The following is a 13,549-nucleotide window of genomic DNA, read 5'->3' as shown; positions in this document are numbered from 1 at the left end:
TCACGCGAGGAGCACCATCCTTGAAGTTCATGACCGGTTTGAGCGTCGCCCTGGCGCTTGGCGCAACGTGCGTGTTTTCCGCCCTCGCCGCCGATCCCAAGCTCGATGCCGTCCTCAAGACCAAGAACATCGCGGCGCGCGTCCTGCTCGACGACACGATCAGGGCCGATCCTGCCCTCGCGGCCGATTGCCTCGCTGAGGGGAGAAAGTGGCTCGACAAGAGCGCGGCGGAAGCGGCGGCCACGCGCAAGACCGACCCGGAGCTCTTCAGGGATCGCGCCTGGGAATTCGAGCGCAACTACACCGTCGATTCGGTGGTCGGGGGCCGCTATGTCAGCATCGTCAGGTCCGAATATACGGACACTCTCGGCGCGCATCCCAATTCCGACACCAACACGATCTTGTGGGACAGAACCGAGAACAAGCGCATCTCGATCCGCCCATTCTTCAACGAAACCGCCGACAACGGCCCAACCATGAAGGCGATGACGAAGGCCGTGATCGCCTCGCTCAGGATCGAGAAGAAGAAGCGTGATGTGCCCGACGTGGACGGCGACGATTGGGTCAAGAATATCAAGCCAAGCCTCTTGAAGATCGGCGCAGTGACCCTCGCGCCGTCAACCGAGATCGGAAAGAGCGCCGGCCTCAAGTTCTACTATCCACCCTATGCCGTCGGCCCCTATGTCGAGGGCGCATACGGCGCCTTCGTTCCGTGGGAAGCCTTGAAGCCCCATCTCTCGCCGGAAGGTCTGCGAATTTTCGGCGGCCAGCGGCCGAAGACCGACGGGGACGAAGGGCAGTAATCAGCCTTGAGCCGGCGCGCGTTGCTCACAACGCGTTGGTAGCGCTACCTTGCGGCCCCGCCGCAAAGCCGACTAGAATGCCGCTGTTGAGAAGAGCGCCCGACGTCACGGGCGCCGCTGGGAGGCATTCATGTCCAAGATTTCGCGCCGCGCGTTTGCGGCCTCGACCGCTGCAGTTGCAGCATCCGCCGCATTCGGCTTCAGGCCGGCCCTTGCACAAGCCTATCCGGCGCGTCCGGTCACCGTGATCGTGCCCTGGGGCGCGGGCGGCGGCACCGATGCCACCGCGCGCATCGTCGCGGCGCTGCTGGAGAAGGACCTCGGCCAGCCCTTCAACGTGGTCAACCGCACCGGCGGCTCCGGCGTCGTCGGCCATAGCGCGATCGCGACCGCGCAGCCCGACGGTTACACCATCGGCATGCTCACGGTCGAAATCTCGATGATGCACTGGCAGGGCCTGACCGACCTGACGCCAAGGAGCTACACCCCCCTGGCGCTGATGAACGAGGATCCCCCCGGCATCCAGGTCTCCTCCTCCTCGCCCTACAAGACGGTCAAGGAGCTCGCCGATGCGATCAAGGCGGCGCCTCCTGGCAAGTTCAAGGCTTCCGGCACTGGCCAGGGCGGCATTTGGCATCTCGCATTGGTCGGCTGGATGCAGGCCATGGGCCTGCCCGCCAACCAGGTCGCCTGGGTGCCGTCGAACGGCGCGGCGCCCGCGATGCAGGATCTCGCCGCCGGCGGCCTCGACCTCACCACCTGCTCGGTGCCGGAAGCGCGCGCCATCATCGAGGCGGGCAAGGCCAAGAGCCTCGCCATCATGGCGCCTGCGCGCAACCCGATCTTCAAGGATGTGCCGACGCTGAAGGAGGCGATGGGCATCGACTACGCGACCGGCGCCTGGCGCGGCATCGGCGCGCCCAAGAACCTGCCGCCGGAGATCGCAACCAAGCTCACCGCGGCACTGAAGAAGGTCTACGACTCCGCCGAGTTCAAGGACTTCATGAGCAATCGCGGCTTCGGCACCGTGTGGGGCGATGCCGCTCACTTCGCCGGCTTCATGGACAAGGGCGACGCCCAGATGGGCGAAGCGATGAAGGCGGCCGGATTGAGCAAGGCGTGATCCGCACCTGCGACGCTCTGATCGCCTCTCCCCGCAAGCGGGGAGAGGGAGCGCACCTCCCATAGGACCCCTCCCATGCGTCTTCCCGACTCCGTCACGGGATCGTTTCTCGTCGTACTCGGCGCTGCAGCTGCCTACGGTGGCTGGATCCTGCCGCCGGTGCCGGGCCAGCCGGTCGGCCCCAACGTGTTTCCGCTGCTGATTGGCATGGGCCTCGCACTCTGCGGGCTCGCGATCGTGTTCGGCGTCGGTCATTCCTTCGAGGAGGAGGAAGAGCTCGTCCCGCTCGAGGACGGCCAGGCAGCCGCCCCGCCGCCGCAAGGAAAACTCCAAGGCAAGCTCTACGGCCTGCGCGCCTTGCTGCCGCCGGCACTGCTGCTGTTCTACGTCTTGGCCGCCGACCGGCTCGGCTTCATCATCACCGCGGCGATCATGGTCTACGTCACCTCGACCGCGCTCGGGGCGAAATGGAAGCTGGCGCTGCCGCTCGCGGCGCTCTCGCCCTTCGCCATCCACCTCATCTTCGGCAAGCTCTTGCGCGTGCCGCTGCCCGCCGGCCTGTTGCCGACGCCCTGGTAATCCCATGCTGAAAACCCTGCTTGACGCCTTCGCGCTGATCTCCACCTGGGAGGTCATCATCGCGATGTTCGCAGCCTCCGTGTACGGCCTCGTGATCGGCTCGCTGCCGGGCCTGTCGGCGACGATGGCGACCGCCCTGCTCGTCCCCGTGACCTTCTATCTCTCGCCGATCGCGGCGATCGCGACCATCGTGGCGGCGTCCTCGATGGCGATCTTCTCCGGCGATATTCCCGGCGCGCTGCTGCGCATTCCCGGCACGCCCGCGTCCGCCGCCTACGCGGACGAAGCCTACGCCATGACGCGCAAGGGCCAGGCCGAGCTTGCGCTCGGTGCCGGCGTTTGGTTCTCCGCGGTGGGCGGCATCGCCGGCGTGCTGTCGCTGATGATCCTGGCACCGCCGCTCGCCGAGATCGCACTGTCGTTCTCGACCTTCGAATATTTCTGGCTGGCGCTGCTCGGCCTGATGTGCGCCACTCTGGTGGCGCGTTCCTCGCCGGTGAAGGCGATCGCGGGCATGTTCATCGGCCTGCTCGTCTCCTGCATCGGCATCGAGAACCCCGGCGGCGTGCCGCGCTTCACCTTCGGCATCACCGACCTGTTCGGCGGCATCGAGCCGATCCCGGCCCTCGTCGGCGTGTTCGCGGTGGCGCAGGTGATGCGGGCGATGCTGACGCCGGAACCGCCGCCGCTGCCGCGGCGCAAGTTCGGAAGCATCATGGCCGGCCAGTGGAAGCTGACGAAGTTGTATCACTGGCAGATGACGCGCGGGAACATCGTCGGCATCATCATCGGCGTGCTTCCCGGCGCCGGCGCCGACATGGCCGCCTGGGTGTCCTACGCGATGTCCAAGCGCTTCTCCAAGGAGCCGGAAAAGTTCGGCACCGGACATGTCGAGGGCCTGGTCGAAGCCGGCGCCAGCAACAATGCCAGCATCGCCTCGGGCTGGGTGCCGTCGCTGCTGTTCGGCATCCCCGGCGACACCATCGCCGCGATCGCGATCGGCGTACTCTACATGAAGGGGCTCAATCCCGGCCCGACGCTGTTCACCGAGAAGGCGTCGAGCATGTATGCGATCTATCTGATGTTCATCATCGCGAACATCCTGATGATCCCGCTCGGCATCGCCATGATCCGGGTCGCCGCTTACATTCTGCTGGCACCACGTTCGACCGTGATGCCCATCATCATGCTGTGCTGCGCGGTCGGCTCGTTCGCGATCGGCAACAACATGTTCGGCGTCGTCACCGTCGCCGCGTTCGGCGTGATCGGCTATGTGATGGAGGCGAACGGCTATCCCGTCGCCGCGATGGTGCTCGGCATCGTCATGGGCACCATGGTGGAACAGGCCTTCGTCACCTCGCTGATCAAGTCCGACGGCAGCATCCTGCCGTTCTTCGAGCGGCCGGTGGCGGCCATCCTCGCCGCGATGGCGATTGGCGCCCTGCTCTGGCCGGTGATGGTGTGGGTATGGCGCAAGCTGAAGCAGCCGCAGACGGTCGTGGCGACATCCCGGTGATATCGGGCGGGCGGCCCTCGCCTGTCTCTCCCCGGCGTTGTAAAGCAGGGCATGACTGAGAAGAAGGCCTCGCTGGATATCAAATCCCTTGCCCGCGACTTGCGCGCCGGCAGTCGCGCGGCCGTCGCCCGGGCCATCACGCTGGTCGAGAGCCGGCGCGCCGATCATCAGACGCTGGCGCGGGAGCTGGTGCAGATGCTGCTGCCGGACACCGGCAAGGCGTTTCGCGTCGGCATCACCGGTTCGCCCGGCGTCGGCAAATCCACGACGATCGATGCGCTCGGAACCTATCTGATCGAGCAGGGCCACAAGGTCGCGGTGCTCGCGGTCGATCCGTCCTCGGCGCGCAGCGGCGGCTCGATCCTTGGCGACAAGACGCGGATGGCGCGGCTCGCGGCATCGGACGATGCCTTCATCCGGCCCTCGCCCTCCTCGGGCACGCTCGGCGGCGTCGCCGCGAAGACGCGCGAGGCGATGCTGCTGTGCGAGGCCGCCGGATTCGGCGTCGTGCTGGTCGAGACAGTCGGCATCGGCCAGTCCGAGACCGCCGTCTGCGACATGACCGATTTCTTCCTTGCCTTGATGCTGCCGGGCGGCGGCGACGAACTACAAGGCATCAAGAAGGGCCTGGTCGAGCTCGCCGACATGATCGCGATCAACAAGGCCGACGGCGACAATCTCAAGCGCGCCAAGACCACCGCTGCCGACTATCGCGGCGCGCTGCATATCTTGGCACCGCGATCCGAGCATTGGCATCCGCCGGTCGAGACCTATTCGGCGCTCACAGGCGATGGCATCGCAAAGATCTGGCAGAAGGTTTTGGATCACCGCAAGGCGATGAACGCCTCCGGCGATTTCGCCGCACGGCGGCGCGAGCAGCAGGTGAAATGGATGTGGTCGATGCTGGAGCAGCGCATGCTGGCGCGGCTGCGCAGCGACGCATCGGTGCGCACGAAAGTCCGGAAGATCGAGACCGAAGTCGCCGACGGTCATCTCACGCCGGCGCTTGCCGCCGAGCAGATCCTGGAGTTGCTGCAATGAGCGACAAGCTCCGCATCCTCCTCACTGGGTTTGGTCCGTTTCCCGGCGCGCCCTATAACCCGACCCAGCCGCTGGTGGCGCGGCTGACGCAACTGCGCCGCCCGGCTCTCGACGATGTCACAATCGCGAGCCACATTTTCCCGGTGACCTATGCCGCGGTCGACCGGCAACTACCCGAGGTGCTCGCGGCGCGAAAGCCCGACGCGCTGCTGATGTTCGGCCTCGCGGCCCGCACGCCTTACCTGCGCATCGAGACCCGCGCGCGCAACGCCGTCACCATGCTCTGGCCCGATGCTGCCAACACCCGCTCCAGCAAGCGCGGCATCGCCGGCCATGCGGACGCGATGATGTTCGGCCCGCACACCGCAAGGCTGCTGCGCGCGGCGCGCCGCACCGGCATCGACGCGCGCGCCTCGCGCGATGCCGGCGCCTATCTCTGCAACTACCTGAGCTGGCGCGCGATCGAGAACGTCAGGGCGGGTGGGCCACGGCTCGCGGCGTTCATCCATATCCCCCTGCTTGCGCGCAGCGGCGCAACCCGGCGCAAGGGCTCGCCGCGGATCACGCTGGAGGAGCTGGTGGATGCGGGGGAAGCCATGCTGATGGAGATGGTGCGGCTGGCAAGGAAAACACGCAGCCCGATTGCGTAAACATTTAACCCTACCACGAACAATCCTCACGGCCCCGGCCACGCTGCGCTACCCAATCCCGCGCGGACACCTCCCGCGTCCGCCGGAGGACGCGTCATGCTCAATCGCCGTCACCTCATCGGAGCCTCAACCGCGGGCATTGCCGGTGCGCTGGCCATGCCTGTTGACGCCGCGCACGCGGCGCCGCTGACGTCGCTGCTCGGCCGCGATGCCACGCAATATGGTGTGCGACCCGGCAGCAGCGAGGATCAGACGCGCGCGCTGCAGCGCGCCATCGACGAGGCCGCGCGGGCGCAAACGCCGCTTGCCTTGCCGCCCGGCACCTACCGGACCGGTCTGTTGCGGCTCCCGAACGGCGCGCAACTGATCGGCGTGCGCGGCGCGACCAAGCTCGTGTTCACCGGCGGCGCCTCGGCGATCCAGAGCGACGGCGCCGATGCGATCGGTCTCACCGGCCTCACCTTCGACGGCGGCAATATCCCACTGCCGACGCGTCGCGGATTGGTTCACGTCCTCGGCGGCCGCGATGTCCGCATCACCGATTGCGAGATCACGAACTCCGGCGGCAGCGGCATCTGGCTCGAGCAGGTCGCGGGCGACATCTCCGGCAACATCTTCACCGACATCGCGGTGACGGCGGTGGTCTCGTTCGATGCCCGGGGCCTCAGCGTCTGCCGCAACACTATTCGCGGCACCAACGACAACGGCATCGAGATCCTGCGCACCGCGATCGGCGATGACGGCACGTTGGTCGCCGACAACCGCATCGAGGACATCAAGGCTGGGCCCGGCGGCTCGGGCCAGTACGGCAATGCCATCAACGCTTTCCGCGCCGGTAACGTGATCGTGCGCGGCAACCGCATCAGGAACTGCGATTACTCGGCGGTGCGCGGCAACTCGGCCTCGAACATCCACATCAGCGGCAACAGCGTCAGCGACGTGCGCGAGGTCGCGCTCTATTCCGAATTCGCGTTCGAGGCCGCGGTGATCGCCAACAACATTGTCGACGGCGCCGCCGTCGGCGTCTCCGTCTGCAATTTCAACGAAGGCGGCCGCATCGCGGTGGTCCAAGGCAACATCATCCGCAATCTGATGCCGAAGCGGCCGCTCGGCACCGCGCCGGACGACGATGCCGGCGTCGGCATCTACATCGAGGCTGATACCTCGGTCACCGGCAACGTGATCGAGAACGCGCCGTCCTACGGCATCGTCGCCGGCTGGGGCAAATATCTGCGCGATGTAGCAATCACGGGGAATGTGATCCGCAAGGCGCTGGCCGGCGTCGGCGTCTCCGTGATGCCGGGCGCCGGCACCGCGCTCGTCAACAACAACATGATCTCGGAAACGCCACGCGGCGCCGTGGTCGGGCTCGACCACGCGCGTGCGGTGACCTCCGATCTGTCGGCCGAAGGAGCGCAGCGTTTCGCGCAGGTGGTGGTCGGCGGCAATGCGGTGCGGCGGTAGGCGCGCGGCCGGAAAGACGGGCCGTGCATCCTTCGAGGCTCTCAAAACGGCGCGTTGCGCCGCTGTGCTCGCACCTCAAGGATGACGGAGCGAGAAATGGCGTTGCTCCCCTCTGCCCACGCTCCGGAGCGTCAGAACGCGTTCCGCAGCAGCGGGTACTTCGCTTCCAGGCCATCGAGGCTGAAGGTGAATTCGACGACGCGCTCGGGGGCTGCGACGATCTCAGTGGCGGGCGGGGAGAACTGCGGCAGGAGCGCCGCCAGCGCCGCGCTCGGCGCCGTGGCAGCAGGCAAGGTGAGCGGTGCCGTTGCTGCGGGCGCGGCACGCGGTGCGATCGGAGCAAGCGGCGCGATCGGGGCTTCGGTGATCTCCGCGAGCACATCCGGTTTCGGATCGAGCCTCACCGGCATGGCGGTCTCGGGAGCGATGTGAACGGCCTTTGGCTGCACGGTCTGCGGCTGCTGCTCGCGCGGAAACACGCGCGGCATCGTCGCCGGCGACCAACCGAATGCGGGCGTCACGCTCGCAGCCGCCTCGGCGACATCCCCGCCGGTTGCAAGCGCGCGCCATGTCTGGACGGCACGCTTGGCCTCCTGGATGTTTTCGAGGAACGCGATCTCGGAGTGATAGCGGCGCCAGCGGCCGGTCTCGAACATTTCAGAGAGATGTTGCAGGCGCTGCTCGGCGAGAGCGCACCAGCGCGCCGCGACTTGGCGGCTGCTAGCCGCGTCGCGAACAAACCCTTGGCGATGTGTCATGAACCAGCCCGTCAGGAGAAAATACGGACGCGGGGACGCAAACGCACACGAATCAATTTAGACGCGACATGAATATTTTGTGGAAAAGTTTTGACTTGTCCAGCAACGACACGGCATTCGTCATCAATCACCGTAGTCGTGCGGAGATTTGCTGTGTTTTCGAGTCAAGCTTCGCACAAGCATAATGGACTTGCGGCGCGTTGCGCGAGTGACGGCAACCCAACGCGCTGGCGACTTTCAACCGCAAGCTGAACGAATGCGAAGCTTCAAAAAATCGGACGCCCGAAAAGAAAAGACCCGTCCGGGGGGACAACCGGACGGGTCGAGCCATATGGGCGCTTGGGGTGGATGGGCGCTCGCGCCTGATATGACTGATGGGGAGGGATGACCGCTCCCACATCAGTTGGTCGTGGCAGCCGGCTGAACGTTCAATGCAGGGTCTGCTTTTTTGACCTTCGGCCTCTGCCGCATCATTGACGCGGCCGCTACCGCGTCGCCGGCCTATCTGCCTGAGAAACCGCGGATTTATCGTCCGCGCCGGACAGCGAGGGTTGCTCGATCGCGCGGCTGCCGGGCTCGTCGCGACGCTTCCCCACGTCTTCACGTTTTGTTGTATCTGAGGCAGCCGCGACCGGCGTCGCGCTGTCGGCGGGAACGGCCGTGACCGCCGCAAATGCGTCGGCCTGACCGTCGCCGAAAAGGTCGTCACGTCCGGGTGAGCCGAGATCGCGCGCAGTCTTTGCCAGCGTCATGCGCAGCGCTTCCGGCTTCAGAGCGTAGTTGCGCGCGAGCAGCAGCGCCGCGACGCCGGAGACATAAGCGGCCGAGAACGAGGTCCCCGACGTCATCTGGTATTTGCCGTCGGGCGCTGGCAGGAAGATATCGACGCCGGGGGCTGCGAGCGCAATGTAGTTGCCGCGGTTGGAGGCGGAGAAGAGCCTGTCCTGCTGATCCGTCGCACTGACCGCGATCACGTTGGGATTGGCTGCGGGATAGAGCGGCGGTGATTTCGCGCCGGCATTGCCGGCGGCGGCAATCAACACGAGGCCGCGCGCGGCGGTCGCCGCGATGGCGCGCTCGATCACCGCGTCCTTCGGACCGGCAAAGCTCATATTGACGATCTGTGCGCCGTGCTCGGCGGCGTAATTCAGCGAGCGCAGGATGATGTAGGACGAGCTCTCGGCGCCGCCGTTGGCGCCCCCGAAGGCGCGGATGGCGATGATGCGGGCCTCGGGCGCGCTGCCCATCAGCCGGGCATGCGCGACGATGGCACCGGCGATGCCGGTGCCATGGACGTGCGGCCCTTCGGCACTGCCGAGTGCATCGAAATTGTCGGCGACGGAATTGGCGAGTTCGGGATGCTTGGCATCGATGCCGGAATCGATCACCGCAATCGTGACGTTGGCTCCGCGTGCCAGCGTATGCGCCTGCGGCAGGCGGAGCTTTGTCAGCGCATATTGCGCAGGATCGCCCTCGGTCGTGGTCGACGATTTCTGGTCCTGCAGCACGTAGCGGAAGTTCGGCTGCAGCGAGCGCACGCTACCGTCGGCCGCGAATTCGCGCCGTACGGTTTCGTAGGGACGGCCGTCGGTGATGCGGAACAGGCCGAACGTCGCTCCGATCAGTGGAAAATTCTCGGAAGCGAGGCGGGTCAGGCCGTGGCGACGCGCCAGCTCGTCGGCCTCGGCCGCCGACAGCACGCCGTCGATCTCGGCGACGAATTCGCCTGCGAAGCTGCGCGAGGTCAGCGCGACCGGGGTGTCGTTGCCGCGCCCCTTGCCGGCGCTCTTCTTGCCGGATTTCCCGGTGCCCTCGCCGCCTGCATTCGCCTGCGCCAGACATTCGCCGTCGGCGTCGCGGTAGGGCGCGGTGCAGGCCGGGTAGAGGTTGGGCGAGTAACGCGCGTAGGGCAGCACCGGCGTCGTCGGCCGGATGCGCGACGTCGTGGTATGCGGAATGGTCGCCATCGTCCGCGGGCCGCGGTCGACGCTCACCGCGATGTTCGGGCTGACCCGCGGGGCGATGCTCGGAGTGATGGTCGGCGCGCGCGAGGGAACGCTGATCGTAGGCGTGCGCATGATCGCCTGCGCCTGCGCAACCTCGACACCAAGACAGTTGGCGATCAGAAGCGCGGCCCCGATCGATGAAGCGCAGGCCCCGGCACGCACCCTGCTCTCGGATTTGCGCGTCATCGGCTCGACGGCGCGCCTAGGGCGCCGCGACGGCGAGGTTGACGAACTTCTCGCGCTGCATCCTGCCGAGCAACGAGGCGAGCTCGTCCTGGCTCATCGCCCTGTCGAATTGCAGGCGGAACATGCCACCTTTGGCGTCGCCGATGATCGAAGCCTGGTAGCTGTCGAGCAGCGCGGTGATGTCGGCGACGCGCGCCTCGGGCGTGAAGCGCACCAGCGCACGCGCCGGCGCGGCCGTGCTACCGAGCTCGCGTGTGATCGGCGCGCTGGTCGAGAGCGAAGCCGTCTGGAAGGTCGCCGGCTGGTTCTTCATCAGCACGGCCCCGATGATTCCGGCCTGCAGCACGAGCGCGACGGCGCCGAGGCTTGCCGACCACGCCAGCGTGCGCGGCGACAGGCTCGCGAAGAAGGCCGAGATGCGCGCCGACAGCGGCAGCGAGCCGGTCGTCCGCGCCGGCTCGGCGTCGATCGCTGCGAACAGCTTCTGCATCGCGCGCGCCGACGGCGCCCCTAGGCTCTCGTTCAGATGGATCGTCTCTTCGTACTCGCCGCGGATCGCGGCATATTGCTTGGCAAGCTCGGGATCGCGCGCCAGCGCTTCCTCGACACGGCGCGCATCGCGCGCGTTCAGCGTGCCGGCAGCGTGCCAGGGCAGCAGCAGTTCAATTTCACTGGGCTCTTGCTCCAGCATCTTCTTGCTCAAAGCCATCATGGCCAGCCTCGCTCAACGCCGGCTGCCTTCAGCAGTTCGGCCAGTTTCTTGCGCGCATAGAACAAGCGCGTCTTCACAGTGTTCTCCGGTATCCCGACGATTTCGGCCACCTCTTCCACGGATTTCTCGTGGTAGTAGACGAGATCGACGATCTCCCGATGTTCCGGCGAGAGACCCGTCAGACACTCCCGCAACGCCTCACTGGTATCCTTCTTCTGCACCACCGTTTCCGGATCGTCGGACGAATCCTCGATCGCGTTGGCAGCTTCTTCGTCCAGCTCGAAATCCTTCCTGCGCCGCAGCGCAGACAGGGCCTTGAATCGGGTGATTGCCAGCAGCCAGGTGGAAACGGCGGATCGGCCCTCGAACTTGCCGGCTTGACGCCAGACGTCGAGAAACACCTCGCTGATGAGGTCTTCCGCAGCCTGCTCGTCCCGCACGAGCCTCAGTCCGAACCTGTAAACCCTGACATGGTGCCGCCCGTACAGCACCTGCATGGCGAGCCGGTCACCTTGAGCGATCCTGGCGATCAGGATCTCGTCCGAAGCCGCCTGTGTCACGCTCAATGGCCGTCTCGCAAAGTTGGTCGGGTCGATGCGGTGGACGGTTCGACGGGAGGCGCAAAATTGTTGAGGTTACCGCAGTCATACTGGGGCTGATGTGAGCTACCCCACATCTGCGCATTTTTCTTACCCCACCCGCCGAAGTCAGCGGCATCGATCCAGATAGGTATCATAATACTAAGATGCTTCCCTGCGGAATGCCGCCCGGCACAGGCGGGGCGGGCTAATTCCGGTTCCATAGCAGCCCTGCACCACGTTTGTCGCGCCAAGCCCTGCTTTGGCTCGACCGCATCGCGAAAGATGCATGATCCCCGGTAAAAATTCTCGCGGTGGCTGATCACCTTTTCCGTGCTGCACGGTTCGGATTCGGGTCCAGAAGGATACCAAACCTAAAGGCTTGCCACGTAGATTTTGCGCTGACACCCATCATTGGCGGGACCATGAGCACGGCCGCGACGTCCTTTCCAGAGAGGAATGCCGCAGAGGTCGCGGATCTTGTCCTCGCACCTGGGACGACGGCCCCCGAAGTCCAGGCGCGCCGGGCCCGGCAGCGCCGCCAGATGTATATCGGCCAGGTCCACGGCCATCCCATTGGCGATGAGGTGCTTCGCACCTTCGCGATCAGCATTTTCGCCAACATCCGGCCGGCCGACAGTTTCGGCCGCTATGGCGGCGAGGAATTCCTGCTGCTGCTGCCGGGCACGTCCGGCGAAGCCGCACCTCACATGCTCGAGCGCTTGCGCCAAATCGTTGCCGATCTCGACTGGAGCGCGTTTTCCCCGGGCATGCACGTGACCATTTCCGCGGGCGTCGTGACGCTGCACGACAACGATACTGCCGATACGTTTCTAGCGCGCGCCGACCGCGCGCTCTATTCCGCCAAGGCGCAAGGGCGCAATCGCGTTGCAACGGGCTGACCAATTCATTTCCTCCGGCGCGTGAGAAGACGCCGCCGGATCGAACGCTCCAGGACAGGGCAATGAGATCGAAATCGGCAACACCATCCGAGAACCTGATCGAGGAACTGCAGGCGGCCCTCTCGCACGGCACAGTTGCGCGCCGGGTCGAGACGCTGCGCCGTGTCACCGATCTCTTCGTGGGCAATGCAGTCGATTATTCCGACGACCACATCCGGGTGTTCGACGACGTGTTCCAGTGCCTGATCGAGCAGATCGAGATTTCGGCCAGGGCACTGCTCGCCGAGCGCCTCGCACCGATCGCGTCCGCGCCACCGCAGATCATCCGCACGCTCGCGCTCGACGAGATCATCGAGGTCTCCGGCCCGGTGCTGTCGAAGTCGGAACGGTTGGACGAGGCGACCCTGATCGAGATCGCGCGCACCAGGAGCCAAGCGCATCTCAAGGCGATCTCGCTGCGGCGGATGCTGTCGGAAGCGCTGACCGACGTGCTGGTGACGCGTGGCAACGAGGACGTGGTGCAGTCAACCGTCAGCAATCCGGGCGCGCGGTTCTCCGAGGGAAGTCTCGACGACCTCGTCACGCGCGCCGAACGCGACGACGACCTCGCCAGCTGCATCGGCTTGCGGCCCGACCTGCCGCGTCATCACTATCTGAGGCTGGTCGCCAAGGCGTCATCGAGCGTGCGCAGGAAGCTCGCGGCCGCGCATCCCGAGCTCGCAGACGAAGTGTCGAGCGCAGTCCAGCAAGCGGCCCAACGGGTCCGCGCCGCCACCATGACCAGGCAGACCGAGATGGCGCGCGCACTGGTGAAGTCGCTGCACGAGGACGGCCGCCTCAACGAATTCCAGGTCACGACCTTCGCCGAACAGGGCAAGTTCGACGAGACCAATGCCGGGCTCGCCGCGCTCGCCGGCGTCGCGGTCGAGACCGCCGAGACTGTGATGATCGAAAGCCGCACCGAGGGCGTGATGATCCTCGCCAAGGTCGCGGGCATGCAATGGTCGAGCGTGCGCGCCATCATCGCCATGCGCGAGAAGCTCTCCGGCGGGCCGCAGACCGACATGCTGGCACTACGCGACACCTACGAGGCCTTGCGCTCATCGACGGCGCAGCAGGTGCTGCGCTTCCACCGCATGCAAAGCGCGACGCCGGTGGCCTGAACTAAAGCGCGACGAGATCAGGATGAATCGTCATCGCGTTTTAGGTTCTTGTTTAAGCATGATCTTTT

Annotated in this window: 12 protein-coding genes and 1 pseudogene; 9 read left to right on the top strand and 4 right to left on the bottom strand. The window is 65.9% G+C overall.

What is annotated here, in order from left to right:
- Positions 1 to 29 precede the first annotated feature (29 nt).
- From EAV90_RS06895 to EAV90_RS06865, 7 genes are all read left to right on the top strand, one after another.
- Complete coding sequence (locus EAV90_RS06895) at positions 30 to 803, top strand: DUF3298 and DUF4163 domain-containing protein (protein WP_129143085.1); 774 nt, start codon at positions 30 to 32, stop codon at positions 801 to 803.
- A 130-nt stretch (positions 804 to 933) separates the two neighbouring features.
- Complete coding sequence (locus EAV90_RS06890; RefSeq protein WP_129142960.1) at positions 934 to 1,926, top strand: tripartite tricarboxylate transporter substrate binding protein; 993 nt, start codon at positions 934 to 936, stop codon at positions 1,924 to 1,926.
- A 75-nt stretch (positions 1,927 to 2,001) separates the two neighbouring features.
- On the top strand, positions 2,002 to 2,505 hold the full coding sequence (locus EAV90_RS06885; protein WP_129142959.1) for a tripartite tricarboxylate transporter TctB family protein: 504 nt from the start codon (positions 2,002 to 2,004) through the stop codon (positions 2,503 to 2,505).
- 4 nt (positions 2,506 to 2,509) lie between these two features.
- Entirely contained in the window at positions 2,510 to 4,021 is a 1,512-nt protein-coding gene (locus EAV90_RS06880; RefSeq protein ID WP_129142958.1) for a tripartite tricarboxylate transporter permease, read from the top strand.
- 51 nt (positions 4,022 to 4,072) lie between these two features.
- Entirely contained in the window at positions 4,073 to 5,062 is a 990-nt protein-coding gene (meaB, locus tag EAV90_RS06875) for a methylmalonyl Co-A mutase-associated GTPase MeaB (protein WP_129142957.1), read from the top strand.
- Entirely contained in the window at positions 5,059 to 5,712 is a 654-nt protein-coding gene (locus tag EAV90_RS06870) for a pyroglutamyl-peptidase I (RefSeq protein WP_129142956.1), read from the top strand. The genes meaB and EAV90_RS06870 overlap by 4 nt, the downstream gene beginning before the upstream one ends.
- Positions 5,713 to 5,808: 96 nt before the next feature.
- Complete coding sequence (locus tag EAV90_RS06865; protein ID WP_129142955.1) at positions 5,809 to 7,176, top strand: TIGR03808 family TAT-translocated repetitive protein; 1,368 nt, start codon at positions 5,809 to 5,811, stop codon at positions 7,174 to 7,176.
- 131 nt (positions 7,177 to 7,307) lie between these two features.
- Here the strand turns inward: EAV90_RS06865 and EAV90_RS06860 are convergent, their stop codons facing one another.
- From EAV90_RS06860 to EAV90_RS06845, 4 genes are all read right to left on the bottom strand, one after another.
- Positions 7,308 to 7,934: a TIGR03809 family protein gene (locus tag EAV90_RS06860; protein WP_129142954.1), complete on the bottom strand. Its 627-nt coding sequence runs from the start codon at positions 7,932 to 7,934 to the stop codon at positions 7,308 to 7,310.
- Positions 7,935 to 8,419: 485 nt separating this feature from the next.
- Positions 8,420 to 10,126, bottom strand: a complete 1,707-nt coding sequence (locus EAV90_RS06855) for a S8 family serine peptidase (RefSeq protein WP_129142953.1) — start codon at positions 10,124 to 10,126, stop codon at positions 8,420 to 8,422.
- A gap of 16 nt (positions 10,127 to 10,142) precedes the next feature.
- Entirely contained in the window at positions 10,143 to 10,838 is a 696-nt protein-coding gene (locus EAV90_RS06850; protein WP_122404173.1) for a hypothetical protein, read from the bottom strand.
- On the bottom strand, positions 10,835 to 11,404 hold the full coding sequence (locus tag EAV90_RS06845) for a sigma-70 family RNA polymerase sigma factor (RefSeq protein WP_162500363.1): 570 nt from the start codon (positions 11,402 to 11,404) through the stop codon (positions 10,835 to 10,837). The genes EAV90_RS06850 and EAV90_RS06845 overlap by 4 nt, the downstream gene beginning before the upstream one ends.
- Positions 11,405 to 11,967: 563 nt before the next feature.
- Here EAV90_RS06845 and EAV90_RS06840 point away from each other — a divergent pair.
- Positions 11,968 to 12,318 (top strand): annotated as a pseudogene (locus EAV90_RS06840) (GGDEF domain-containing protein); the annotation flags it as partial.
- A 62-nt stretch (positions 12,319 to 12,380) separates the two neighbouring features.
- Positions 12,381 to 13,481: a DUF2336 domain-containing protein gene (locus EAV90_RS06835; RefSeq protein WP_122404175.1), complete on the top strand. Its 1,101-nt coding sequence runs from the start codon at positions 12,381 to 12,383 to the stop codon at positions 13,479 to 13,481.
- Positions 13,482 to 13,549 lie beyond the last annotated feature (68 nt).

The organism is Bradyrhizobium vignae, assembly GCF_004114425.1.
Lineage (GTDB): Bacteria > Pseudomonadota > Alphaproteobacteria > Rhizobiales > Xanthobacteraceae > Bradyrhizobium > Bradyrhizobium vignae.
The sequence above is the reverse complement of the archived record's forward strand: the minus strand, read 5'-3'. Positions and strand labels throughout refer to the sequence as shown.